Source organism: Rhizobium sp. BR 314, assembly GCF_047445805.1.
Classification (GTDB): Bacteria; Pseudomonadota; Alphaproteobacteria; order Rhizobiales; family Rhizobiaceae; genus Rhizobium; species Rhizobium lusitanum_B.
The window spans coordinates 82,731-108,868 of sequence record NZ_JARWLA010000005.1; the positions used below are offsets into that span (position 1 = coordinate 82,731).

22 protein-coding genes and 1 pseudogene are annotated in these 26,138 nt (G+C 57.9%); 14 read left to right on the plus strand and 9 right to left on the minus strand.

From position 1 onward, the window contains the following. Position 1 precedes the first annotated feature (1 nt). The 6 genes and pseudogenes from QD461_RS09130 to QD461_RS09155 all read left to right on the plus strand — a co-directional run bounded on the left by QD461_RS09130 (position 2) and on the right by QD461_RS09155 (position 7,170). Entirely contained in the window at positions 2-1,234 is a 1,233-nt protein-coding gene (locus QD461_RS09130; protein ID WP_414087446.1) for a cyanate transporter, read from the plus strand. A gap of 494 nt (positions 1,235-1,728) precedes the next feature. Then, a complete protein-coding gene (locus tag QD461_RS09135) occupies positions 1,729-3,849 on the plus strand; it encodes a carboxy terminal-processing peptidase (protein WP_414087447.1) in 2,121 nt (706 codons plus the stop codon). Between the two features lie 264 nt (positions 3,850-4,113). Further along, positions 4,114-4,971, plus strand: a complete 858-nt coding sequence (locus tag QD461_RS09140) for a helix-turn-helix domain-containing protein (protein ID WP_414087448.1) — start codon at positions 4,114-4,116, stop codon at positions 4,969-4,971. Positions 4,972-5,071: 100 nt separating this feature from the next. Continuing rightward, positions 5,072-5,944, plus strand: a complete 873-nt coding sequence (locus QD461_RS09145; protein ID WP_414087449.1) for an NAD(P)H-binding protein — start codon at positions 5,072-5,074, stop codon at positions 5,942-5,944. Between the two features lie 208 nt (positions 5,945-6,152). Beyond that, positions 6,153-6,949: pseudogene (locus QD461_RS09150) on the plus strand (class I SAM-dependent methyltransferase). Between the two features lie 38 nt (positions 6,950-6,987). Beyond that, entirely contained in the window at positions 6,988-7,170 is a 183-nt protein-coding gene (locus QD461_RS09155) for a hypothetical protein (RefSeq protein WP_414087450.1), read from the plus strand. Here QD461_RS09155 and QD461_RS09160 read toward each other — a convergent pair. Beyond that, complete coding sequence (locus QD461_RS09160; protein ID WP_414087451.1) at positions 7,167-7,508, minus strand: hypothetical protein; 342 nt, start codon at positions 7,506-7,508, stop codon at positions 7,167-7,169. The two genes, QD461_RS09155 and QD461_RS09160, sit on opposite strands and share 4 nt — an antisense overlap. A 109-nt stretch (positions 7,509-7,617) precedes the next feature. Between QD461_RS09160 and QD461_RS09165 the strand changes: the two genes are divergently transcribed. Together QD461_RS09165 and QD461_RS09170 are read left to right on the plus strand one after the other, a co-directional pair. Then, positions 7,618-8,631 (plus strand): methyltransferase, encoded by a 1,014-nt coding sequence (locus QD461_RS09165; RefSeq protein ID WP_414087452.1) that lies wholly within the window; start codon positions 7,618-7,620, stop codon positions 8,629-8,631. 363 nt (positions 8,632-8,994) lie between these two features. Further along, complete coding sequence (locus QD461_RS09170; RefSeq protein ID WP_414087453.1) at positions 8,995-9,315, plus strand: hypothetical protein; 321 nt, start codon at positions 8,995-8,997, stop codon at positions 9,313-9,315. Positions 9,316-9,471: 156 nt separating this feature from the next. On the opposite strand, the gene QD461_RS09175 is transcribed toward QD461_RS09170, so the two are convergent. The 3 genes from QD461_RS09175 to QD461_RS09185 form a co-directional block, all read right to left on the minus strand. Continuing rightward, complete coding sequence (locus tag QD461_RS09175; protein WP_414087454.1) at positions 9,472-10,110, minus strand: IS66 family transposase; 639 nt, start codon at positions 10,108-10,110, stop codon at positions 9,472-9,474. Positions 10,111-10,148: 38 nt separating this feature from the next. Continuing rightward, the gene (locus QD461_RS09180) at positions 10,149-11,021 is read right to left on the minus strand and encodes a cell division protein ZapB (RefSeq protein WP_414087455.1); all 873 of its coding nucleotides are present in this window, start codon (positions 11,019-11,021) and stop codon (positions 10,149-10,151) included. Between the two features lie 393 nt (positions 11,022-11,414). Next, positions 11,415-11,945 carry a hypothetical protein gene (locus QD461_RS09185; protein ID WP_414087456.1) on the minus strand — a complete coding sequence of 177 codons (531 nt, stop codon included), beginning with the start codon at positions 11,943-11,945 and terminating at the stop codon, positions 11,415-11,417. Between the two features lie 722 nt (positions 11,946-12,667). On the opposite strand from QD461_RS09185, the gene QD461_RS09190 reads away from it, so the two are divergent. The 4 genes from QD461_RS09190 (at position 12,668) to repC (ending at position 17,234) form a co-directional block, all read left to right on the plus strand. Beyond that, a complete protein-coding gene (locus QD461_RS09190; protein WP_414087457.1) occupies positions 12,668-13,156 on the plus strand; it encodes a ProQ/FINO family protein in 489 nt (162 codons plus the stop codon). Between the two features lie 409 nt (positions 13,157-13,565). Further along, a complete protein-coding gene (repA, locus tag QD461_RS09195; RefSeq protein ID WP_414087458.1) occupies positions 13,566-14,759 on the plus strand; it encodes a plasmid partitioning protein RepA in 1,194 nt (397 codons plus the stop codon). Between the two features lie 5 nt (positions 14,760-14,764). Next, positions 14,765-15,766 (plus strand): plasmid partitioning protein RepB, encoded by a 1,002-nt coding sequence (gene repB / locus QD461_RS09200; RefSeq protein WP_414087459.1) that lies wholly within the window; start codon positions 14,765-14,767, stop codon positions 15,764-15,766. A 154-nt stretch (positions 15,767-15,920) separates the two neighbouring features. Beyond that, the gene (gene repC, locus QD461_RS09205) at positions 15,921-17,234 is read left to right on the plus strand and encodes a plasmid replication protein RepC (RefSeq protein ID WP_414087460.1); all 1,314 of its coding nucleotides are present in this window, start codon (positions 15,921-15,923) and stop codon (positions 17,232-17,234) included. 448 nt (positions 17,235-17,682) lie between these two features. Here repC and QD461_RS09210 read toward each other — a convergent pair whose 3' ends face one another. From QD461_RS09210 to QD461_RS09230, 5 genes are all read right to left on the minus strand, one after another. Further along, positions 17,683-18,672, minus strand: coding sequence for a hypothetical protein (locus tag QD461_RS09210; RefSeq protein ID WP_414087461.1), 990 nt, complete (start codon positions 18,670-18,672; stop codon positions 17,683-17,685). A gap of 1,012 nt (positions 18,673-19,684) precedes the next feature. Beyond that, on the minus strand, positions 19,685-20,965 hold the full coding sequence (locus tag QD461_RS09215) for a flagellar hook protein FlgE (protein WP_414087462.1): 1,281 nt from the start codon (positions 20,963-20,965) through the stop codon (positions 19,685-19,687). Positions 20,966-21,120: 155 nt separating this feature from the next. Beyond that, positions 21,121-21,834: a hypothetical protein gene (locus QD461_RS09220; RefSeq protein ID WP_414087463.1), complete on the minus strand. Its 714-nt coding sequence runs from the start codon at positions 21,832-21,834 to the stop codon at positions 21,121-21,123. Positions 21,835-22,069: 235 nt separating this feature from the next. Continuing rightward, positions 22,070-22,720 carry an SAM-dependent methyltransferase gene (locus QD461_RS09225; protein WP_414087464.1) on the minus strand — a complete coding sequence of 217 codons (651 nt, stop codon included), beginning with the start codon at positions 22,718-22,720 and terminating at the stop codon, positions 22,070-22,072. A 233-nt stretch (positions 22,721-22,953) separates the two neighbouring features. Next, positions 22,954-23,457 carry an Lrp/AsnC family transcriptional regulator gene (locus QD461_RS09230; RefSeq protein WP_414087465.1) on the minus strand — a complete coding sequence of 168 codons (504 nt, stop codon included), beginning with the start codon at positions 23,455-23,457 and terminating at the stop codon, positions 22,954-22,956. A gap of 130 nt (positions 23,458-23,587) precedes the next feature. Between QD461_RS09230 and hppD the strand changes: the two genes are divergently transcribed. Beyond that, positions 23,588-24,697 (plus strand): 4-hydroxyphenylpyruvate dioxygenase, encoded by a 1,110-nt coding sequence (hppD, locus tag QD461_RS09235; RefSeq protein WP_414087466.1) that lies wholly within the window; start codon positions 23,588-23,590, stop codon positions 24,695-24,697. Between the two features lie 58 nt (positions 24,698-24,755). Beyond that, positions 24,756-26,117, plus strand: coding sequence for a homogentisate 1,2-dioxygenase (hmgA, locus tag QD461_RS09240; protein ID WP_414087467.1), 1,362 nt, complete (start codon positions 24,756-24,758; stop codon positions 26,115-26,117). Positions 26,118-26,138 lie beyond the last annotated feature (21 nt).

Consider the following 26,138-nt stretch of genomic DNA (forward strand, 5'->3'; position numbering starts at 1 on the left):
CATGAAGAATGCCGCTTCCCGTTCCTCGCTTCCGCTGTTGTTCGTCGTTGCCATCGTCGGGCTCAATCTGAGGCCATTCATTACCGCCGTCGGGCCGCTTGCGGGAGACATTCACACGCAAACCGGTCTCGGCCTTCAGGGCATGTCGCTTCTGACCATGGTGCCGATGGTCTTGATGGGGATCGTCGCATTTGTCGGACCGTCCCTTCAGAGCGCGCTCGGCGCGCGGAGATTGATCCTGGCCGCTTTGGCGATATTGGGCATCGGGTCGCTGCTGCGTTTCTTTTCCGCCACCGGCTGGCAACTTGTTGGGACTGCGGCGGTCATCGGGTTCGGGGTAGCCATTGTTCAGGCGGTATTTCCCGGCGTCATCAAACGGATATTCCCAGCGCGTGTCGCAGCGGTGATGGGCCTTTATTCTTCGATGCTGATGGGCGGCGGCGCGCTCGGCGCGAAGGCCGCGCCCGTCGTCGCGGGCACAGCGGGGGCATGGCAAGCGGGGCTGGCGTGGCTTTCCATACCGGCCGTCATCGCCCTCGTGCTTGCCTCGATCCACTTGCCGGCAGACGATCGACGGACATCGGGCGGCAATGTAACAACCCATTTGTTGAGACGGCCACGTGCCTGGTTGCTGATGGCCTGTTTCGGCCTCGTCAATGGCGGTTATTCTTCCGCGGTCGCCTGGTTATCACCCTATTATCAGGGACAGGGATGGAGCGGGGCGGCAACGGGGAACCTTCTCGCCGTCATGGCTATCTGTCAGGCGACATTCGCCCTTGTCCTGCCGCTGTTGATCGGTCGCGAGGGCGATCGCCGAGCCTGGCTATGGTTGACGCTGCTCTTTCAGGCAACCGGCTTTGCCGGTCTCGCCTTCTGGCCGCAGCTCGCTCCCTTTGCCTGGGCCGGGCTGGTAGGCGCCGGATTGGGCGGTTGCTTTGCCCTGTCGCTGGTGGTGGCGCTCGATCATCTGTCCGATGCCGGTCACGCCGGTGCGCTATCGGCACTAATGCAGGGCGGAGGCTTCCTGATCGCTGCCGTTCCGCCATGGATCGTCGCTGTCCTGCACGACCTGACGGGTGGTTTTCAGGCCGGCTGGCTGCTTCACCTGACATGCGTGGTCATTGTCGTAGCCCTGGTGCAGCGTCTCGCTTCCCACAACTACCACAAGGCGATGCCACCGATGCATCACGCACCGCTGGCAGATCAGGATGCCTCCGCGCGCTCCAGCGCTTGATGTCACGCAGCCTCGCGGTTGTGGATATATCCCGTGACGGCAGCTGACACATGAGGCGGCACAATTCTCGATCAACTGCACCAGACTGAAGGCGACGTCAGAAATCCTCGGGCGTCGTCAATTATATTGTCAGAGCCGGGATGAACTCCGAAGTTCGTTGCTCGCGCCCGCGCTGCTTCGCAGCAAGATCTCCGCGCGAATAAAGCGTTTCGGTCAGCTCATCCGCGGGAAATGCTCCACCCGCCGACGCGATCAAGGCTGGGCTAACGGCACTATCCTGCCCTCCGGGCCAATACAACCGGTGATATTCCGGAACCATTATCCCCAAATTGACCTTTCGTATGTCAAACGAGTTCACGGAAGTGTGCTGGTGCTCATTTTGAACAAAAAGCCGTCTCATGCTTTTCTGGAACGATCCAGTTGCCAAAGAACCATAATTGTTCCACGAACATCACACATCAAACACTTAACGTTGAGAATCGGATCAGAGCTTAATGCGTATACAACTTGGTTTCCTCGGCATCTTCCTGGCACTTGCCCCCTCGGCATATGCTCTGGAAGCAGCCGCACCGCCAGTTCTGGCGCCCCTGCAGCAGCAGGCGCAGGCAGCGCATTTGAGCGCGCAGTTTCTCGAGCGTTTCCACTATAGGCCGCTCCCGCTCGACGATGCCCTGTCGGTCAAGGTCATGGACCGGTTCATCAAATCGCTGGATCCGGATCGCGTGCTCTTCATGCAGTCGGATATCGACAAGTTCATGGCTGACAACACCAAGATCGACGACGCCATCAACAAGGAAGACTTGCGTATCCCGTTTTCGATTTTCAACGTGTATGAGCAGCGCGTTGTCGATCGCATGACCTATGCCCGGAGCCTGCTCAAGCAGAACTTCGATTTCAATGTGAAGGAAAGCTACTCCCTCCAGCGCGACAAGGCACCTTGGCCGCAAACCGACGCGGAAAGCAACGATCTGTGGCGCAAGCGCGTCAAGAGCGATTGGCTGCGGCTGAAGCTGGCGGGCAAGACCGACGACGCCATCCGCACGACGCTCGACAAGCGCTACCAGAATTCGCTGGAACGCGCCTACAAATACAAGAACGACGACGTGTTCGAGACCTTCATGGACGCCTACACGAAGTCGATCGACCCTCACACCGACTATTTCGGTACGCGCGCTTCAGCCGAATTCGATATTTCCATGAAGCTGTCACTCGTCGGTATCGGCGCGGTTCTGCAGGAAAGAGACGACTACACGACCATCCGCGAACTCGTGCCCGGCGGCCCGGCGCAGTCTTCCGGCAAGCTTGCCGTCGGCGACCGCATCACCGGCGTCGGCCAGGACGCTGAAGGCCCCATCAAGGAAGTTGTGGGAACCCGCCTCGATGAAGTCGTGCAGATGATACGAGGCACCAAAGGCTCCGTCGTGCGTCTCGACATTCTGCCGGCCGATGCCGGACCAGATGGCAAACACAAGATCATCAGCCTGGTGCGCGACAAGATCAGCCTCGACAAACAGGCCGCCAAGAAAACCCTCCTTTCCGTGAAGGACGGCGAGGCCACGCGCAAGATCGGCGTGATTACGCTGCCGGCCTTCTATGAAGACTTCGAGGGGCGGCGCAAGGGCGACAAGGATTATCGAAGCGCGAGCCGCGATGTCGCAAAGCTGCTGAGCGAGCTGAAGCAGGATAAGGTCGACGGCGTTCTCGTTGACCTGCGCAACAATGGCGGCGGTTCGCTCTCCGAAGCGATCGACATGACGGGTCTCTTTGTCGGCAAGGGCCCTGTCGTTCAGCAGCGCGATGCGGGCGGCAAGGTGGAAGTCGAAAGCGATGACCTTTCCACGCCTGCCTGGACTGGCCCGGTCGGCGTACTGATCAATCGCGGCTCCGCATCTGCCTCAGAGATTTTTGCCGCGGCGATCCAGGATTATGGCCGCGGCGTGATCATCGGTGAGCCGAGCTTTGGCAAAGGCAGCGTCCAGACCGTGGTTAATCTCGATCAGATCGCCCATAACAGCAAACCGAAGTTCGGTGAGCTGAAGTTGACGGTTGCCCAGTTTTTCCGCGTAAATGGCGGCACGACGCAGCTGCGTGGCGTGACCCCCGATATCAACCTGCCGGGCCTTTCGGATCCGAAGACTTTCGGGGAAGCAAGCTTCGACAATGCCTTACCATGGACTGAAGTCAAGCCGGCTAAGTATGCGCCCTCAGCCAACCTCCCGGCGTTGCTACCGGAACTGCAGAAGCTCCACGATGCTCGCGTGAAAGGTGATCGCGATTTCCAGCGCTTCGTTGAGGACGTTGCAGTACTCAAACAACAGCGCGAAAAACAGTCTCTTTCTCTCAATGAGACCGAGCGCCGCGATGAAATGAATACTCAGGCAAAACGCCTGAAGTCGCGCGAGCAGATAAACGACGGCGTTGATAACAGCGAGGACGACGGTCTGCAGGCGAACGAGCGCAGCCTGAGTGCCGATATCGCCCTGGAAAAGGCCCGCAAGAACGCCAAGGACGTCCTTTTGAACGAGGCTGCCGCCATTGTTGCCGACGAGGCAAATCTGCAGTCGAGCGTGCCGAAGACCGCCGCACAGCGATCAGGCGCTAGCGACGGAAAATGACCTTTCCTCGGAGCTTCTACTTGCGCGGCCCCGGTCCACCAGCCGGGGCCGTATTGTTTGGGCGTGACGTTGTTGAACCGTATGGTTGACAGAAGCGACGCTGCCAAAGTTCGACAGCACGGTTTCCTGCGGAGCGTCTCTGCTTTCGCTGCTGCTGGACGGACGATCTGCGGGCACCTCGACCGACCAGGCGATTTTCCCTATAGTTTCTGCATCCTGATCGCCTCAGACCTTGAGGGATGGGCTTGGTAGGAACGGGAAGTCATGGATCATCTCAACAGTTCGACCGCTACTCTCCTTTCCAGCAGGGATCGCGGCTGGAAGGGCTTGGGTGCCGAGTTTCTTCATATCCGTGCCGGCCGCACGCATGTCCCTGGAACGGAAAGCCATCGCCTGGGTATCCATTTCGGTCGCGCGGTAAACGCTCATTGCCAATGCGATGGCCGGGATCTTCGCCGTCAGCAAAAGCACGGCGATATCGATATCGTTCCAGCCGGAATGGATGGCTGGTGGGAAGATGATCGCGATTGCACCATTCTGCGACTGACCGTCCGGCCGGAACTCCTGCAGGCGGCCGCCCGGGAGCTTGGGCAAGACCCCGAAACCGTTTCTCTTGCTCCGCGGTTCCAGCTTCGCGATGCCCGGCTCGAGTCGATCGCCTGGGCCATCAAGGCGGAGATCGAGGCAACCGTACCATCCGACAGCACCTATGCCGAAACCTTGGGCATGGCCCTGGCAATCCGTCTGGTCGATGAGAATGGGCAGGGGCTGTCGGCCACCAACAATGATCGTGCGGCGCTGAGCAGCCGGCAACAGCGTCGTCTAACCGACTTCATTGAGGATCATATCGATCAATCCCTGTCTCTGGCCGATCTTGCAATCGTCGCCGGCCTTAGCATCTCGCACCTAAAGCCGCTGTTTCATACCACCTTCGGCATGCCGGTTCACAAATATGTCCTGACACGCCGTGTCGAGCGCGCCAAAGCGCTCCTCCTGACGGCGGATATGCCGCTCGCCCAGATCGCGCTGGCCGCCGGTTTTGCTCATCAAAGCCATATGACGCATTGGATGCGGCGGCTTCTCGGGCTCACGCCCGGCATGATCATGCGAATGCACTCCTGACATCGATTATCGTCCGAACCTGCGATCAATCGTCCAAACCTGTGCGAACCGCTGCACGCCGACGGCTAACGTTGCGGGCAGACGAACAGGAGAAGAGACGATGCATGTCATTCTAGGCGCCAGCGGGAAGGTTGGTCGCACCACCATCGCCGCCCTACGTAAACAGGGGATACCGGTACGCGCTGTGCTTCGCGACCCGACGAAGGCGCAGGCATTTTCAGACCTCGGTTGCGAGATTGCCATCGCCGACCTGAACGATCGCCGCACCCTCATTGAGGCAATGAACGGAGCCCGCGCGGTCCAGGTTATCTGCCCGGTCAACGTCCGCGCTGAGCGGGCGCAAGCGAACATGCTGCAAACGATTGAAACGATCGCCGAAGCTTTGACGGCTGCCAATCCGCGGCAAGTCCTAGCCATCTCCGACTATGGTGCCCAGCATAGTTCCGGAACCGGCGTTACCTTGATTTTTCATGCTTTGGAGGCGCGTCTGCGCAAGCTCGACTCGAAACTGATCTTCCTGCGGTCGGCCGAGCATATGCAAAACTGGGCACGATTGACCAAGGTGGCAGCCGAAACCGGCCAGTTGCCAAGCTTCTATCACAATCAGGCCAAGCTGCTTCCCATCATCTCCGCTTTCGATGTCGGTTCCATCGCGGCCGAACTGCTTTTGGAGAGCAATGATGCAAAGCTGCGCATCGTCCACGCCGAGGGTCCGCAGCGCTACACGCCGAACGACATTGCCGCAGCCATAGGCCTGCTCGCGGGTCGAAACGTCACCGCCCTCCCCTTGCCCGAAACGGAATGGCAGAACGTACTGCTGCGCGCAGGTCTTTCCGAAGAATATGCGCAGCTGCTGGTAGAGCTCTACACCGCTCACAATGCCGGCAGGATAGATGTAGAAAGCGATGTGGGGGAGCTCCGCCGCGGCGGCACTGGGCTGGTAGATGCATTGAGACCGCTTCTTCTCGCATGAACAAGTGCCAAGTTATCTGAAAGATTGCTTCCATTGCAGGCATTATGGTCGGGCAAGCCGTCTACCTCGCGGCCCCGGGGACGAGGCGGCTTATCATACAAGCTATCATTGCAATGACGGGCAAAGCCTCTATTATCGAGCACAATTGAACTGCAGTGAGGCACTCGACTGGAGATCGAGAACGCTGCAGATCTGGAGGCTGCCAGTCATGTCGTCCATAACCTCAGGCAACGACAAGCAGTACGCGGATAGCCAAAAGCTCGCCGCCCGAGCTCGTCTCAACAGCGAATATACTATTGCCGAAATCGGCTGGTTCCCATGGGTGGCGCAACAGCTCCCGCTGAAATCGGGCGATCACATTCTTGATATCGGCTGCGGCCCCGGCTGGTTCTGGGTAGCGGCTGCAGCGTCGTTGCCAGACAATCTGAGCCTGATGCTTTGTGATCTTTCCCCAGGCATGGTTCAGGAAGCCATTGAACGATGCAGTCCCCTGCCCTTTGGCAGCATCGCGGGTCGGCAGGCGGATGCCGCGGCTTTGCCCTACGCCGATGGCTCCTTGGACGCGTCGTAGCAATGCATATGTTCTATCACCTGCCGGAGCCGGCTAAGTGCGCGGCGGAAATGTATCGCGTCTTGAAGCCGGGCGGGTTTCTCGCGGTGACGACCAATGGCGCTGACAACATGCTCAAGATGTATGAGCTGACCACCGTATTCGGCAGCCCTCCCCACGATCCCGCCGGCACCGCCTTCGGCTATGATGCTGCGAAACGGCTGATGCAAGTCCAATTCGGAAATGTCGCCATGACCGAATACCCAGCGCGCATGCGAGTGACAGAGCCCGAAGACGTATTCTTCGCCCTCACTTCCTACCCTCCGGGCGAAGGCGCTAGCGAAGCAAAACTCTCCGAGTTCCGCACGGCGATCGCGGACGCGTTTCGAGCTGGCAACGGCGTACTGGAAGTCGAAAAGCAAACCGCCCTTTTCGTCAGCCGAAAGGTTGCGTGAACAGTTCGCCTTTCCGAGGAGAAACCGGAAACCCAATATTGCAGAACGAAACCGAACAGCATTTCAGGACACGCGATCTTGATGGGGATGCGGAGAAGATTCGGACAAGAGCGTATCAGGTCATTTCCAAAAAGGACGCCAAGCGCGGCTTGCGGGAGCAATTGTGGTTGGCGCTCGTCTCCACCCTCGTGCTTCTGGCTTGGTTGTTCGGTGCAATTTAGTTGCGACTAAAACCCTTGGCAAAGGTCGGCGTTGCGCAAAGATCGGCCTTATGGTCATCGGCGGGTTCAGAACTGGAGTGTCTCCGGATCCGCAAGGGGGCAAGCGGGGCAAAATCGCTGGCAGCACGTTTGTTGTTGAAGACGACTGTGTGATTGTAGGGATGTACTACATTCGAGCTGATCGGACGGGCGGACGGAAACGTGTTTGCAACTGCGGCTACATGACAGACGCGGCAACAAATGGTCGAGGCATGGTTCGTCGGATGCACGAGCATTCGCTTGTCCACGTAGTGCTTATTGATTAATTGCAGGGCATCGTCAAACGCTCTATTTTCCATTGCAGGGTGCCTCGACGAGACGGGACTGGGCTTGCCAGACCGGGCCGCTTCGGTTTCCGCATCAATCCCAGATTGCCGTTCGACGATACGATCCAAGAGGAGACGTACGATGAGCGAAACGACGCCGGACAACATCATGCAGCTCGGCATGGGATTCTGGGCTTCCAAAACCATGCTCAGCGCGGTCGAGCTCGGCGTCTTCACCGTGCTCGCAGCCGGCCCGGCCAGCCTGACAGACCTGCAGGCCAGGCTGCAACTGCATCCCCGCTCTGCCCGCGACTTCTTCGACACCCTAGTGGCCCTGAAGCTGCTTCAACGCGAGGACGGCCGCTATGGCAATGCCCCTGATACAGATCTCTTCCTCGACAAAGGCAAGCCCTCCTATATCGGCGGCATGCTCGAAATGGCCAATGCCAGGCTCTACGGCTTCTGGGGTTCGCTGACCGAAGCCCTGCGCACCGGGGAGCCGCAGAATGAAGCCAAGCACAGCGAAGACTTCTTCGCCGCGATCTATGCAGAGCCGGCGCGCCTGCGCGGGTTCCTCGAGGCGATGAGCGGGATCAGCGCCGGTGCTGCGCAGGCGATCGCCGCGCGGTTCGACTGGTCGAAATACACGACCTTCGTCGATGTGGGCGCGGCACAGGGCATGGTGCCAGTGGTTATCGCGCAAGCGCATCCGCATCTTCAGGCCATCGGCTTCGACCTGCCCGCCGTGCAGCCGATATTCGACGAGTTCGTCGCCCGGCAGGGTCTCTCTGACCGTGTCCGCTTCCAAAGCGGCAACTTCTTTGACGGCCCGATGCCGAATGCTGATGTGATCTTGATGGGGCACATCCTGCACGACTGGGATCTTGCGGAGAAAAGGATGCTACTGGAAAAGGCCTTTGCCGCGCTGCCGAACGGTGGGGCAGTGATCGTCTATGATGCCGTCATCGATGACGAGCGCCGCTTGAACGCTTTCGGCCTGCTGATGAGCCTGAACATGCTGATCGAGACCCGCGGCGGGTTCGACTACACTGGCGGCGACTGCCAGGCCTGGATGCGCGACGCCGGTTTCGTGGCCACACGCGTCGAACCGTTGCTGGGGCCGGACTCGATGGTGATAGGCTTCAAGCCCGGCTGAGCCGAAACCGCGACAGCGGCCGGTGTTCCGCAAGATCGACCGAGGATGCAATGTCGATCGCCAGGCGCTGACGTGGGCGATGGCGCCGCTTCGCTCTTGAATTGAACAAGGCTCTCGATGAAGAGATACCAAGCGGGCCGCCAGCGCACAGCAACTGGACGCACGCTTGGCCGCATTCAGCGACGTTGCCCAACGAACCGGCAGTGCCACACAATCTGCCCCACTTACCCCAATTGGTACGCGGAGCAAAAGGGGTGGCACGGGCAAAGTTCTCTTTGGTGAAAGATCCTGTGGGTCGTCGCTGATACGGGGTTGTTTTGATGCTTGTCGGGAGCGACGATTGCCTTGCATGGAGGCATCGGGATGCGCGGGATCACCCTTGACGGCTTGAGTGAAGCGGAACTGATTGAGCTGCACGATCAGATCGTTGATCGACTGCATTTTCTGCATCAGCAAAAGACCACCCACGCGCTGCTTAAGCTGGCGATTGGTGAGCGCGTCATGTTCGAAGACAACAGCGGCCAGACGCAGACGGGCATCGTTATCCGTCGGAACCGCAAGACGGTGACGGTGCACGCCGACACCGGCCGCCAGTGGAATGTTTCCCCGCAGCTGCTGCGGAAGGAAAGCCGGGTTGAAGAAGCACGGTCCGGCAAGCTGGTGCCGTTTTCGAGAAAAGGCTGATCTCAGTTTGTCGTCAGGACAAGGTCAGCCAGGGGCGGCACTGTCGATCCGGCGGATGTAAGACCAAGGCGATCGCCAAGATAGGTATAGAATGAGATGCCGAGCTTCTGACAGGTCTTCAGTAAGCCAAGCATGACGTCGCGAGCGATACGACCGTCACGCGACAAACTTCGTTTGCGCTGGGCTCATCGTGCCACCGGAGATTTTTCGCTTGGTGACGAAAGTCCGCAGATCGTTTTCCGAGGCATTGGTATGCAGCGGAATCTCGGGATGTTCGAGGACTTTGAGAAGCTCCCGCCGCCGCCGATGCAAACGCGCCAACAGCGTATCGAGGGCGTTATAGCCGGTGCGCAGGGTGAAGATGCGATCAAACCTGCGCCGGAATGCATGAGCTGCCTGCGGTGATGGTTGTTGCTTCCAGACCTTGAGCGCCTTGTAGAAGCGCCAGACGAGGTCGCGGATCAATTCGACGCATCGCACCTCTCGTCGCTTTGCCGGCATCAGCTTTTGTAACAGGCGCTCGCAATGGATCCAGCACAAGGCGTGATTGCCGACACGGAACTGACCGGCATCGTCGGAGACAATGACCGTGTTGCCGAGGAGGCCGTGATGACGGATCGCGCCCCAGCTGCCGGCTTCGGTAAGCAGCCGCATCAGTTGTCGATCAAAGATATCGATGCCTCTGCCGGTCAAATATTCCAGGAAGGCAACCTGGTCGGCAAAGATAATGGAGGATCTGCTCTGGAGCTTCCCCATGAGTGCCTGCTCGGCGCCCTGTGTCTGCAGCCAATTCATCGCCTCGTCATTGAGGATATAGTCCTGATGACCTGCTTTCAGGATCGACAGGAAGTTGAGCCGCGATTTGGAAAAGCTGGTGCGGAAGGTGGAAAAGCGCTCACCACCGATCTGGGTGGTGTAGGCGTTGCGCCTGATGTGCGGGCGCCGGTGTCGTCGACGGTGATGAAGGGCGCCGAAACCAGTCCGGCATGCAGAACCGCGCTGTCTTCGGTGATAAACGGATCGAGATGCGTGGTCAGCAGTCGCAGGACCTGCCGCTTCGAGATCTCGACGCCGACGCTGTTGAGAATTTCCGTCAGCCTGGGCGTCGTGACTTGTCCCTGCGCGTGGAGCGCCAGACATATCCTACGCAAGTTGCGACCAAAGCCGGTGGCAGCCCCGTCTGGCAATGGGGCCGTGATCAGTTTGCCCTGGGGCGTCAGCCAGCGTTCCCGGCGATAGTTCACGAGCTGCGCCGACAGAACCAGATCGCGCACCAGGAAGTTCTTGTATCCTTTGAAGCGTGAGCCTTCGGGTACGTCGGCCTTCAACGTCACGGTGCGGGTGATCCGGTTCTTGTCGCGCTTAGGGCCGCGAGGCAGCTTGCCGCTTGTTCGATCACTCCTGGGGTCGTCTTTGGCAGGATCAGTTGCCTTGTCCATGCCGGATGGTCGAAATGGTGGACGTGGCGGCAGTTTCTTCAGCCGCGCGATCTCGTCACGCAGTTGCTGGTTCTCGGCCTTCAGGCGGACATTTTCCAATCGGAGTTCGGCATTGTCCTGCCGCAGGGCTTCGTTCTCGGATCGTAGGGTCGCGACCTCCGCTTTGATCGCGTGCAGCTCCTCGACAAGTCCCCCGACGAGCCGGCGCATCGCCACCAGCGATAGCGTCTCAACATGCTCAACGGATGGCAGTGGCTTCTTCCCCATAGCAGGAAGGAATCATGATTTGCCCGCCGGCGGAATCGGCAGCGCCAGCCTTCGGATTCAAGGCCGATGTTTATACACACCTAACTGAGTATCCGTCGTTATCGGCTCGAAAATTCCGCGGGCGCCACCCCTTTTGCTCCGCGTACCCCCAATTGCCGTCGACATCGCCTGATCGCGCGATGTCTATCCCTCTGAAATCATGCCTGCAATAAGTCATAATGAAGCTATTTTACGCCTTACTTCCGCAAGGCGGGCAGTGTCTCTTGAGTCACGGGGAGCCGGGCAGTTGTCCGCGGACAACCAGCGACTTTTAAGATTCGGACGAGGCGGAGATGCATAAGTTTTCGCGCGTCCGCATGTCAATGCAGATACCTTTTGCATGTACCGATGACGTCACTTCGCCTGCAACTGCTTCATCGCCTCAAGATCGTCGTTGCTGACGAATTCGCAGGCGAGAAGGGTTTTACCGGGAAAGGCGGAGGACTCGCGGGCAACCACAGAGACCACCCCCATGTCAGCGGCAGGCTGCTCGGCCTTCGCTAGCGCACGGCCATAGGACTTTGTCGCCGTCCCGAGCAGATTGCCGAGGCCGTCCGACTTCAATTGATAGGCTTTGGCAAGGTCATCGGCGCGCAAGCCTTCCACCAGGACACCGAAGCTGGTGCCGGCAAACATAAGCTCGCTTGTCTTGAAACCCTGACGGCCAAAGTCGGCAGGTAATTTATAGACGGCAGCCGTCAGCAGCGATGTGTCCGCCTTCGCAAGCTTCTCGGCTTCATTATACATCTTCATTGCCAACTTCGTGGAATAGGCTGGCTTGCAAAGCGCTGCGTCGAAGAAGGCAGCCTTGTCGAAAGCAAGTGCATTCGAGCTAAGCGAGAGTGAGAGGACGACGCTCAGCGACAGGAATGTCTTAACGTTCAAGTTAGCGCTCCGGAAAGCAGGCAATCGATTCGAATGCAGGTTGGCACTTATAGTCACCGCGTATGTATCGCCAAGCCGCCAATGCGCCAACCCTGTTTTCTTAAGGCTTGAACAGATATTTGCGGATCTTTAAGAGCCGCGCCGAAACAGCACTTAATGCGAACCAGGTTGAGCTGAGCGGCACTTCCGATAACGAAACAAGACGGCTTGGATGCTCAGCCTTCAACCGATATGACAAAGCGCTCCTCTATTGTTTACTCGGATCGGCCAGTGCGGGAGGACGCGGCCGCGAGACATAACATCGCTACGCAATCCTCCCTACCCTAGCAGCGGCGTCGGCCGAGGCCGTTCGTGGCGAGGCTGGACAACCCGATATCACCGCCAAGACGGAGTGTAGGATCACGAGGTTTCCGGTCGAAATATAGAGCGCAACAACCGAGCATTTCGCAGTGCCGCTCAATGGGGCGCAGATCGGTCGACGTCGTCGGAGAGGGAGAGGGAGAGGGAGAGGCGCCGCGCACTCGATACCTTTCGCGGCCAGACGTAAGCTATGCGCCAACTATAAAAATCTGGTTAACCAAAACTTGCTGTTGGTGCCGCGGTTGCATATATCGACAGCGACTTGTCGAACCCATCAGCAGCCGAAGGCGGATTCTTTGCCGTTCCGTCAAAATCGCTTCACAATCAGTTCGTAATGGATTTCAAGGCAGAGGAACGATTTCATGGAAGAACCCAGGACGACCAATCGCGGGCCGATCGTGGCAACGGCGCTCGACGTCAAGAAGGCAGAGGCGATCAATTCACTTCTGGTTCACGCCATCGATATTTTGCCGTCGAAACCGGGCGATATCATTCGTCCCTTCGCGCTCGGTCTCTGGAACGAAATTCGGCCGCTTCTGAAGCCTGACATGTCCGTGATGTCGCTTCGCCGCGCCACGAGTTCCTTTCTCCACTCCAAGCAATATTACTTTGCCTGTGCCCAGCCGGATTCCATGCGTCATGACATCGCGGGCAATCCGATTGAACAATTGTCGGACGAGGACAGGCTTGCGGCCCAAAAGCGCCTTACGGCATTGCGGCAGGTGCAAGCCAAGCCTACTGCACCCGCTGCTGAACCGAAATCGCCACCGCCGCCTACCCTCAACAAGGCTGAGTTGATCCGGGCTTCGCTTCTCGGCGGCCGCAAACTCTCCGACCGCGTGGCCCGTTAAAATCCGAGACAGCTTGATCGTCTGCAAGGGCAGCGTTCGCCCTGCTACGGGCCGCGCGTAAGCTCCGATACCAAGAAAACGCGGAATGCGGAGCCTTACCAGATGACGGCCTCGCTCGAAGCACTGTGATTGGCCCCATCCCGTGAGGTGGCCCATTATGCGGTAGTCCGCGGACTACCCTCTCCATGAGCGATCGATCAGCGGTCACGATCCCCTCCCCGATCCACGGCCATCACGCCGCACAACGTGGCCATCCCTCTCAGCGAGCCTCGGGCATTTCGCGAGCAAAACCCGCTAAATTCTGCCAAATGTTTAAGCATTTGTAAAACGGCAACGAATCGGAGCATATTATAACTGCGTAGTTCCGCGGTATTCCGTCACAATTGCGCAGTTAATTGGGAAAACGACTATGCAACCGAGTCTCGCACTCAAGGACGATCAAGAGCATCTTCCGACGCTTCTGGCAACAGATGCGCAAGAGCTGTCATATCAGCTGCAGCAGCACCAGGCAAAACTCTTCCCGCCTCAGTCTCAAAAGACGATGCGGATGTTTTCGCCGGCCGAAGCTGCCGCCTTCATCGGCATAGGCGAGGGCTACCTCCGCCAGATCGCAGCTGAAGGTCACGGCCCGGATCCGCTTTCGAACGGACGCCGACTTTATTCCGCCGAAGATATGGACCGCATCCGCCGGGTTCTCGACGAGCGAAACGGTACACCCAAATACGTGCCTGGGCGCAGGGGATCTGAGAAGCTGCAGATCATCTCGGTGATGAACTTTAAAGGCGGCTCCGGCAAGACCACGACATCTGCCCATCTGGCCCAATACTTGGCGCTCAGGGGATACCGGGTGCTGGCCGTCGATCTCGACCCGCAGGCTTCCTTGTCCGCTCTGTTCGGACATCAGCCGGAACTTGATGTCGGGGAGGGCGAAACGCTCTACGGCGCCATTCGCTACGATACGCCCCGGCCGATCTCCGACATCGTTCGTTCGACCTATACCCCGAACCTGCATCTCATTCCTGGAAATCTCGAGCTCATGGAGTTCGAGCATGAGACGCCAAGGGTGATGGCGGCTGGTAGAGCCGAAACCATGTTTTTCGCCCGCATCGGCGAAGCATTGACCGAGATCGAGGGCTTCTATGATATCGTCGTTATCGATTGCCCACCGCAGCTCGGTTTTCTGACGATGTCGGCGCTGTGTGCGGCAACATCCATTCTGATTACCGTCCATCCGCAAATGCTAGACGTCATGTCGATGTCGCAGTTTTTGACCATGACGAGCGAGCTCATGACCGTGGTCGAGAATGCCGGAGGTCGTACCAGTTACGACTGGATGCGCTACCTCGTCACGCGCTTCGAGCCAAATGACGGGCCGCAGAGCCAGATGACAGGCTTCATGCGAGCCATCTTCGGCAATCGCATGCTTCAAAATGCGATGGTCAAGTCCACGGCTGTTGCCGATGCCGGCGTTACCAAGCAGACCCTCTACGAGGTAGAACGTGCCCAATTCACCAGGGGCACCTACGACCGCGCTCTAGATTCGCTCAACCTCGTCAATAGCGAGATCGAGACGCATATCCGCACAACGTGGGGAAGGAAATAGAATAGATGGCGCGCAAAAATCTGCTTGAAATCTCCGCTCCGAATACGGTGCGCACAGATGCTTCTGCGTCGAAGGATAACCGCCCTATAGCCGGCTTTCTGCCGCAGGCGAGGGCCGGCGGTCCCGTGGGCGGGATCACTCGAACACTTGGCAACATCACCGAGAAGATGGAGCGGGCAAACGATCTTGAACGACAACTGGCCGAGGGCCAGACCATCGTTGAGCTCGACACTGACCTGATTGACGGATCCTTCGTTACCGATCGTCTCGAGATCGATCCCGTCGAGCTTGGCCAACTTGTCGAGCAGATCCGCGAGCATGGTCAGCAGGTTCCCATTCTGGTGCGACCGCATCCGGAAACCAAGGGGCGTTACCAGGTTGCCTACGGCCATCGCCGTCTCGCTGCCACGAAAGAGCTTGGCATCAAGGTTCGTGCCGTCATTCGGCAGCTGACCGATGATCAGCTTGTCATAAGCCAAGGGCAGGAAAACAGTGCGCGTACGAACCTTTCGTACATCGAGCGAGCGCTTTTCGCGTTGCGGCTGGAGCAGCGTGATTTCGGCCGGGATATCATCATGGCATCGCTGGGTGTCGATAAGGCTGCACTGTCGAAAATGCTTATCGTGATGAGACAGGTGCCATTGGCGCTGATCAGCGCAATTGGCCCGGCTCCGGATATCGGTCGCAGGCGTTGGCTTGAATTGGGAGAGCGCCTCGAAGGCGTCGCCCATGAGCCGATCATCGTCGAGTTGTCCGCGGACAACAGCCGTAAGCTGTCGAGCGATGAGCGCTTCCAGCAGGCCATGGTTCTGGCGATCGGCAAGCCCGCTTCAGTGAAGCCTGAGACCGTTCCGTCGACCATATCTGGCGTGCCTGTAACATTTAAGAGAACGCCGGCTCGTGCCACCTTTGTCTTCGACAGTAAGGCGGCTCCTGGATTCGATCAGTTTGTGCAGGAGAGACTGCAATCTCTCTTCAACGAATTCCAACAAGGAAAGGAAACGTAAGCAGCAAAAGAAAAAGGCCCCCAAGCGACGTCGTCGTGGAAGCCCTTCTCGATCTTAAGCACATCCAGAATCGCATTTCCACGAATCACAGTCAAGAGTCTTTGGCATCGTTTTGGTGAGCAGATTTCTTTTGCCTCAACGTAGGTGAAAGAAAATGGAAGCTGAATATGTGACGACGCCCTTCGGGCGGCGGCCGATGACGCTTGCCATGTTGGTAGCTCAAAGAAGGGCCCGGCATGATGAGACAGTCAAATCGGTCGACAAGTGGAAGATTTATCGTGCGCTCTGCGAAGCCAAGCCTCATCTCGGTATCACTGATCGAGCGCTTGCCGTTCTCAACGCGCTTTTGAGCTTCTATCCGAAGATAGAGCTTTCGGATGATGCTAACCTCATCGTGTTCCCATCGAACGCGCAATTATCTCTTCGCGCGCACGGCATGGCGGAGCAAACCATCCGGCGCCACCTTGCGGCTCTTGTCGAGGCTGGACTCATTGTCCGTCGCGACAGTCCCAACGGCAAGCGTTATGCGCGCAGAACCCGGGCAGGGGATCTTCACCAGGCGTACGGCTTCTCGCTTGCACCTCTTCTTTCGCGCGCCGACGAGATCGAACATCTCGCTGCTGAGGTGGTGGCCGAACGCCTGCACGTTCAGGCGCTTCGCGAACGCATCAGCCTGCTCCGGCGGGATGTCGCCAAGCTTATCGAAACTGCGATAATCGAAGCCGTCACCGGCGACTGGAACGCTGTTCTTTGCGGTTTCCGTCATCTCATCGACAGCCTTCCACGTTCACCCAGCATGGCTGAACTCGAGCTTCTGCTCCAAAAGCTGGATCTGCTGCATCTCGAAATCGTCAACCGACTGGAAAAGCACGCAAAAACAAAAAATCTGAGCGCCAATCACTATCAAAATGAGCGGCACATACAGAATTCAGACTCCGAATCCATAATTGAATCTGAAGCCCAACCGGTAGAACGACACGCAACGTTGTCCACGGCCGACAGACCGAGCAAAACCCAAGTAATCCATCCATCCGAAAACAAAATCATTCAGCGGAATGGAGAGCAGGAGCCAGGCAACCAAGTCCGTGGAAAAGATGTAAGAGAAGGGTACTCGTCGCTAAAAGCCTTCCCCCTGGATCTTGTCATCCGCGCATGCCCGGAAATCACCGCCTACAGTCCCAGCGGCCAGATCAGCAATTGGCGTGACCTTACGGCTGCTTCGATCATTGTCCGAACCATGCTTGAGATTGGCCCTGGAGCGCACCAGAAAGCGTGTGAGGTGATGGGTGTCGAGAACACGGCAACGGTGATCGCCTGTATCCTGCAACGAACCTCACAGATCAAATCTGCGGGCGCCTATCTTCGCGATCTGACGCGGCGAACGGAGAAAGGAGAGTTCGCGATTGGACCCATGTTGATGTCTCTTCTGCGGGCTAACGCAGAGGCCGACACAAGAAAGTCAGCCTAGTCCACTCGTATTCCAGGTTTTTGCGGTTTCGTAACAGAGTAAGCCTCAGCCTTAACCTGGCGGACCGATCGGGTTTGGTACACAGCGATGTATGGCCGCTCATACGACAAAATAGTCGTTTGGCGAACGACCGTACGCACCTTGCATAGACCTGGTGGAACAGAAGTATCAAATAACTTCCGCTTCGGAATGTTACTGTAAGAAAATCAATCAGATGGAGGATGGCTAAAATTCGCCAGAAAGGCGCAAAACAGAGGTGAAAAAAACCTTATCCCTCTGTAAATCCTGCATTCTTATCGCAGATTTACGTGAGAAAGTCCATGCGAGGACGCGCATTTGATCATGGGGGGTTGCGTATCGCTGTCGCTTGTCCTCGGATCATCTGAAGATGACGCCGCCACTTTGCAGCGGCATCCAATAAACAGATCCGATGCGGTTGCCACAGTTCCTATTCGCAAATCGGTATGGGACGGGCAGGTGGCGCCGGGTGATCCTTCTTATATTGCACGATGACCGGCTCCAGCGTTTCCTTCGACCAGAACTTCGGCGCCCGGATTTGCTTCATGCAGGTATCGTTCCAGTACAAACCAGCCTGCGAGGGCGATCGGCCAGCGGCAGCAGCTTTTGCGACGGCACTGATGTCCTTGGACTCCGGATAAATGTAGAGCGTCGTCGGATTGTCCTTGACCATGGAGATGATCTGATTGGCGTCGGAGGCCGACCAGCTGGTGCAACCATCGCTGCGCCCCCCGGCATATTCCACCAGTTTGCCCAGGGGAACATACCCCTCGCGATTGGCATAGGGGCTTTGTGGGTCCTTCTTCATGCACACACCGGCAACTTTCGCTGCCGCATGGCCGCCGATCGCACGTTGGCGCGCGTTCGCGGTCTCGCCCTCACCATCGAACTGCAGGAAGGTCCGAAGATAGGCCGTATCCTTCGCTTGTGAGCCCCGATAATAGCCCTTGAAGGTCGTTTTCGTTTCCTCGGTCAGATAGGAGCCGCCTGTCGTCAGGTTTGAATCCATCGCATTGCCGAAATTCTTGGCGCACATCCGACCGTTGCCGAAGTCGGCGACGCCCTTGAGATCGCGGCCGCTGCCGTGGCCAGACGAGACAACGCGGAATGTCTGTGTGGCCTCGCAGACGATGTAGAACCTGCCTCCGTCAGCCGGATCATTCGGGCGCGTCGCATCCATCGCAAAATAACAGGGGTTTCTGACTGTGCCCTCGCTCACCTTCCGCATGTAGAGGGAACGGGCTCTTTGCAGAACCGGGCGAGCAATCTGACCGTCAGCCTGGCCGACATGTGTCGTAAGCCATGTCGGAATATCCGGCAGCTGCTCTGTGGCAAGGGCAGGGGGCGCGTTTGCGACGATGATGGCGACAGAGCAAAGGCTGAGCATCTTGATGCTTCGAGGGGCATATTTCAACCGCACGGAATTCGATCTCCTGTTAGACGCTTGGGACCGGTGCCGCAAAGAACGGCGGTCGATGGTATGCTTGCCCCACAAGCTCGGCTGTCGTGTGCCCGTATCCAGAAATCATAGTTGTGCTCTGTTTTGCTGAACGAGATCCTAACGGCAATGGAAAATGTCGACGGCCACGATCGACATCGTGTGTTTGTCATCAGGTCGCGTCCAGTTTCCCTGTCAACAATTCCGAGCGCATAGCGGCGCAAATGTGGCTAACTCTTGATCAGAAAGGCGATTGATGTTCGCATGGCCGCGCTACAGCTTTAAACGGCAATACCGGCCCTCCGGATAGCCATGAGAGTTCCAAACCTATCGGCCGCGGAGACTAGCCCTGCAGCGAGCGCAGTCGGCCATTGCCTCCGGAACCCGTTCGACGAGTTCTTGAGAAGCGGGGCGTCCGGCAGGGTGAATGAAAATCGGCCTTGGCTTGCATGATCGTCAGATAAGTCGACACCAGCGGACGTTTGCCAGACCATGAGGAATTGTGGCCGAAGACCGTTTTCAGTTGGTGGTGATCGAGCCGATACTCGCTTGGAAAAGGACCGATGCAACTGGTTTCAACGATCGAGGTGGAGCCCAGAAAAACGGCCGCTGTTGTTCGCAGATGGGCGCATACCGCCGAGATCACAAGAAATATGGCTGACCGTACGACGCAAACGAGGAGCCGTCTACGCGTGAAGAGCGGCCGCTCTTCGATTGTCTTGATAGCGGGACCGTACCGATTGGGTTTGGGAACCGGGATAGCCAGCATTGCTACGAAACCGATCTGTGCAAGTAAGATGGCGAGAAGCACAGCCCCGGAGTCTGCGCGATGTTGACATATTCCGTCCGAGTGATTGGTTATTGTCCTTTGCGCCCGTGGCGGCAACAACTGCGAGGCATGTTGACCGGAGAGCAAGCCATTGGCTAACGCCCGCTATAGTGCAAAACAAAAAAGGGCCCTACGGGGGCCCTCTCTTCTTGATCGGTGGAAAGATCAGCGTGCAAGGTTCACGAGGACGTCGAGCAGGTCGGCGCCCGACTGGAAGACCTTGGAGTTGGCCGTGTAGCTCTTCTGCGCCTGGATCATATCGGTAAGCTGGCCGGCGAGGTCGACGTTGGAGGCTTCCAGCGAGTTGGACTGGATGTAGCCAAGGCCGTTGCTGTTGGCAAAGCTCGTAACCGTGACGCCGGATTCGGCGCTTGGCTGATAGACATTGCCGCTGAGAGGTTCGAGCTTGTCCGGGCTTGAAACGGTTGCCAGCGGGATCTGGTAGATCGCCTTCGGATCGCCGGTCTTGTAGTTGGCGTAGACGACGCCGTTCTTGTCGATGGTAACGCCGGTGACCGGGCTTGCCGCCTGGCCGTTGGTCGAGCCCTTCGAGCTGAAGTCGCTGGCCTTCTGCGTCATCTTGGTCAGATCCATCGCGATCGATCCGGCGGTCTTCGGATCGGTGATCGTGAAGTTGCCACCGCTCGTCATATTGCCGTTCGTATCGAACGTCAGCGTGCTGGTGGCAACGGGGCCAGATGAGTAGGGGAATGACGAACCGGTCCCCGTCGCTGCGTCAGCATTGCGGTAGACGGCAACTTCCCACTTGTCCGGCGCTACCGGGCTCGTGGTGGCGGCCTGTGTCTTTGTATAATAGATATCATACATGACGGTATTGCCGAGTTTGTCATAGCCGACAACCGAGCTCTTCTGGGTATTGGCCGTCACCGGCGCGGTGTTTGCGCTCGGGAGTCCCGAGGTTACAACCGTCGCATTCGAGTTGAGGTTGCCGGTAAAGCTGCCCGATGTCGAGGGCGAGTTGGCAAGGCCACTTTGATTGACGTTGATCGGAATAAGGCCGTCGAAACCGTTGACCACGACTGCCGGCGCGCCTGACGCGTAGGAATAGCCCATCAGCGTGTAGCCGGAGGAATTCACGAGATTGCCGTTTGCATCGGGGGTGAAGTCACCCGCACGCGTCAAAACGGTTTTGCCGTCGGCACCCTGCACCACAAAGAAACCGGCACCCTGGATAGACAGATTGCTGTTCGACGAGGTCGAAATGGTATCGCCCTGCTTCGACACGGAATAGCTGATATTCGTTTCGACGCTGCCTGAATTGTAGTTGCCGCCGCCCGAGGGCAGAATCAATGACGAAAAACTGGCGCTCGCCGACTTATAGGCCGTTGTGTTGACGTTGGCGATGTTGTCGGACACGGTGCTGAGGCGGTTCGCCTGCGCATTCATGCCTGAAATCGCCGTTTTCATGCTACCAAAGATGCTCATTGGTTCCTCGCACGTTGCTGATGCCGCCACGATAACCGGAGTGACTTGTGTGAAGCTGGTTTTTTCCTGGTACGGCGCAAGCTTGAGGCAATCTCGCACAGCCATGGCGTGCGTTGTGACGAGACGGCTCCTGCCGTCAGGATCTGAAGACGATCCTATTGCCGGAGCGCAGGCACCGGAAAATCCAGCACGCTTCGCGTGTAGCTCTCGATCAATGCACTGAAGGGCGTGCCGTCCGGCAACTTCAGCACCGCGTGATGTTCAAGAAGGAGCGGCGGCAAGGCGAGGGATGCTGTCGTGGATGCCGGAAAGTCCGTTGCCATCTCCCAACCCTCCGGAAGCGGATGCCAGAGCAGTTTGGCCGACAGATTCGTGCGGGTAAAGTTGAGAGATTGTACTGCCCGGCCAAAGGCGACGTCGCTTGAGTTCAGCGCCTCGTTCATGTCGGCGGTCAATCTGGACGGTACATACCAATTGTCTGCTTCCGAGAGGACCCGGTCGCCGCAGGCGAGTCGAACGCGGCGATAAGCGACCGGCTCGTCGGGTTTGACCGCCAGAGTTTCACGAATTTGGCCGTCGGCCGGTTTGTCCTGTCCGCGCACACGCTGCGCCACTATTTTCGCTCCAGCTGGTGCCAGCTTGTGGGTCGCGCACCAACGGTCTAGCGTTAGCGTAGCGCTGGCATTGCTGAGAAGGTCGGCATTCAGTGTCTGGAGAACGGCAAGGGCTTCGAGACGTGCGGCGGGAGTGTCGGGCCATTGTGAGATAGCAGGCAGATCCTGTGCCATCGAAGGCAGCGCACCCAGCGCCACTCCCGCCGCGCTGGCCAGAGTTATAGCTCGAATGAGTGTCGAAGCGCGGAAGGTCATGAGCGATAAGTCCTTTGTGCGGGAAACTCTATGGAAGCAGGATGCGAGGCTCCGGTCTTGCGGAGCCTCTGTCGGTCATGTCGATGATCAAAATGGAGAAAACCTGGCGGACGGCAAGCCCGGATCGATCTTCTCGCGTACTTAAGCGGCAACTCGGCTTGATGTAATGTGTTGCCGCCGGCGAGCAGGATGGGTTTTCGAGCATTCCTTGCCAGGAAACTGCTCTCCTATGCCATTACCAATTTTCCGTCCGGCCGATATGGATGCTATGGACGCTTGCTTTCTCCTGGGCGATGAATTCGGTGAGCGCCGAAGGAATATCAACGCTCGAGCTGTGTCGTCCGAGAATGCGAAAGCCTCGCGGAAGGCAGTCGGCGACGCGGTCGATGATCTTCTCATAGTCGACAACAAGCATTTCTCTGCCGACCATGAGATCGAACAGCACGGGATCGAGAATGACGTGCTCGTTCTCACAAAACCAGTAGGAGGAGATCGTGAGATCGGGAAGGTAGCCGATCTGTGTGGGCAGGTTCCGCCGTTCGAACTCGATCCGTCCGGGAAGCCTCGCGGCTGACATGAGTTGCTCACCGAGCGAAAGCTGGATTTCCGACGCGTCCAATCCGTGAAGCTCAAGATTGGGATTGTCTGCGAGATAGGCAAAGGCGAGGCTGAATGCACCCGAGCCGCAGCCGAGATCGCATACTCTGCGATAGCCGTGGATTCTGCCTCCGAGATTGGTCAGTGCCCGCAGACATTTCAGCGTATTTCGCATTCCGAAAGCGCGCGTGAAGGCATCAGCCGAACTGACGTAGTCGAACACCTCGATCTGACGCCGGCTTTCGACTGCATTACGTAACGCGATGGAAGCCATACTTGGGCGATACACGTGGTGGCACCGGAGCAAGACGTCGGCAAATCCGTCAAAATATCGTATTCGTTCTTCTGCATATGCCATGAGATCCCATCCTCACCCGTCCGTGCAAAGGAAGGCTTCCTTCAAGCACGATTGAAGAGGGATTGGTAGGCATACGCCTCCATGGTGGCTGGTGCAGGGTCCAAAAAAGTCACGTGCCGCCGGCGTTGATGTCCAGTGCAGGCCCGACATTGAACTACTTGCAACTAAGATCGCACGCCATCGCCGTGCCAACCGTGTGAGGTCGGCACCGGAAAGCCTTCGAAGGTCTTGAGCGTATCGAGGACGATCGATGTCTTCACATGCTGTACGGACTCGTGAGGGAGCAACACATCGTTGACGAACCTCGACAGACCGGCGAGCCCGCGGGTTGCGACCTTCAGATGATAATCCATCTCGCCCGTCAGCGCGTAGGCTTCCAGCACCTCCGGCAGCCCGTTGATCAACTGGGAAAAACGGCGGGCATTGTCTCTATTGTGGGTGGCGAGCGTCACCGAAATGACCACAAGCATGTCCAGGCCCAGCTTCTGACGGTCGAGGTTGGCCTGATAGCTGCGGATATAGCCTTCGGCCTCCAACCGCGTACGTCGCCGGGAACATTGCGACGGGGAGAGGGCGATGCGATCGCCTAGTTCATTGTTGGTCAGTCTGCCATCCTTCTGGAGTTCCTCCAGCAGCCGCAGATCCAGTTTGTCGAGTTGTTCATCCATTGCGTAAAACTTCCAAAACTCTCACAGATCGTGTATAATATTTGCGCCTCGCACCAAGAATGCAAGCACATTGCGCGCGTTTGGAGCCATACTTTGCACCATCAAGGTTTGGCCTTCCGAGGAGGAGAAAATGGGTCCTTTCCCGCATGACGCACCGCCGTCCGAAATCACCGCCGACAACCCGGCAGGCACCGATGGTTTCGAATTCGTCGAATTCGCTCATCCCGAACCCGAGAAGCTGCGCGAACTCTTCACACGTATGGGCTATGCTCCGGTCGCCAAGCACAAGGCCAAGGACATCACTGTCTGGCGCCAGGGCGATATCAACTACATCCTGAATGCTGAGCCCGGCAGCCATGCTGCTCGCTTCATCGCGGAGCACGGTCCCGCTGCTCCGTCGATGGCGTGGCGCGTCGTCGACGCCAAGCACGCCTTCGAACATGCCGTCTCGAAGGGCGCTGTTCCTTATGAGGGAAATGACAAGGCGCTCGATGTTCCGGCCATCGTCGGCATTGGTGGTTCGCTACTCTATTTCGTCGAAACCTATGGCAAGAAGGGATCGGCCTACGAGGCCGAATTCGATTGGACCGGCGAGCGCGACCCGCGTCCGGCGGGTGTCGGCTTCTATTTCCTCGACCATCTCACGCATAATGTCTTCCGCGGCAATATGGACAAGTGGTGGGACTTCTACCGCGACCTGTTCAATTTCAAGCAGATCCATTTCTTTGACATCGACGGTCGCATTACCGGTCTGGTCAGCCGCGCGATCACCTCGCCCTGCGGCAAGATCCGTATTCCGCTGAATGAATCGAAGGACGATACCAGCCAGATCGAGGAATTCCTGAAGAAATACAAGGGCGAAGGCATCCAGCACATCGCCGTTGGGACTGACGATATCTATCAGGCGACCGATACGCTTGCCGACAATGGTCTGCGTTTCATGCCCGGCCCGCCGGAGACCTATTACGATATGTCCTTTACGCGCGTGAATGGGCACGAAGAACCCATCGAACGCATGAAGAAGCATGGTATTCTGATTGACGGCGAAGGCGTGGTGAATGGCGGCATGACGAAGATCCTGTTGCAGATCTTCTCCAAGACCGTCATCGGCCCCATCTTCTTCGAGTTCATTCAGCGCAAGGGCGACGAAGGCTTCGGCGAAGGCAATTTCAGAGCTCTCTTTGAGTCGATCGAAGCCGACCAGATCAAGCGCGGCGTCATCGGCACTGCGGCCGAGTGATCTTTATGCGACCCGGTGCGTGCACCGGGTTGCCAGCATTTCCGGGAGGAGTTGAGCGATGGACCAAACGATACAGAAGGCTTCCGACCGCCAGGCAACGGCGACGGAAAAGCTGCAATACATGCCTGGCTTCGGCAATGACTTCGAGACGGAGGCGCTGCCCGGTGCACTGCCGCAGGGTCAGAACAGCCCGCAGAAGTGCAATTATGGTCTTTATGCCGAACAGCTCTCCGGCTCGCCCTTCACGGCACCGCGCGGAACGAACGAACGCTCCTGGCTCTACCGCATCCGTCCGAGCGTGCGCCATACACGGCGCTTTTCGAACGCCTCCTATCCGCTTTGGAAAACCGCGCCCTGCCTCGACGACCACTCGCTTCCGCTCGGCCAACTTCGCTGGGATCCGCTGCCGGCACCCGCAGAGCGGCTGACCTTCCTTGGAGGGATCTGTACGATCACGACTGCCGGCGATGTGTTGACGCAGACCGGCATGGCTGCCCACGCCTATGTCTTCAATGAGGACATGGTCGACGATTATTTCTTCAATGCAGACGGCGAGCTGCTTGTCGTTCCCCAAGTTGGCGCCATCAGGGTGTTCACCGAGATGGGCATCATCGACGTCGAACCCTCTGAAATCTGCATCGTCCCGCGCGGCATGATGTTCAAGGTCTCGCGCCTCGGCGATGAAAAGGTCTGGCGCGGCTATATATGCGAGAACTACGGAGCCAAGTTCACATTGCCGGATCGTGGGCCGATCGGCGCGAATTGCCTGGCCAATCCGCGTGATTTCAAGACGCCCGTTGCTGCCTTCGAAGACAAGGAGACGGCGTGCCGCGTGCACGTCAAATGGTGCGGAAAATTCTATATCACCGAGATCGGCCACTCGCCACTCGACGTGGTGGCGTGGCATGGCAACTACACACCTTATAAATACGACCTGCGGACCTTCTCTCCGGTTGGTGCCATCCTGTTCGATCATCCGGATCCGTCGATCTTCACCGTGCTGACGGCTCCGACCGAAAGTGTCGGCACGGCGAATGTCGATTTCGTCATCTTCCCGCCGCGCTGGCTGGTGGCCGAACATACATTCCGTCCGCCCTGGTATCATCGCAACATCATGAGCGAGTTCATGGGCCTTATCCATGGCCAGTATGATGCGAAGGAAAAGGGCTTCGTGCCGGGCGGCATGAGCCTGCATAATATGATGCTTCCGCATGGACCGGACGCTTTCGGCTTCGAAAAAGCATCCAATTCGGAGCTGAAGCCCGTGAAGCTGGATCACACCATGGCCTTCATGTTCGAGACCCGGTTTCCGCAGCAGCTGACAAAATACGCGGCCGAGCTCGAAACGCTGCAGGACGATTATCTGGAGTGCTGGGACAAGCTGGAGCGGAGATTTGACGGCACCCCGGGCATCAAGTGAGGACAGAGCATGTCGCGCAAA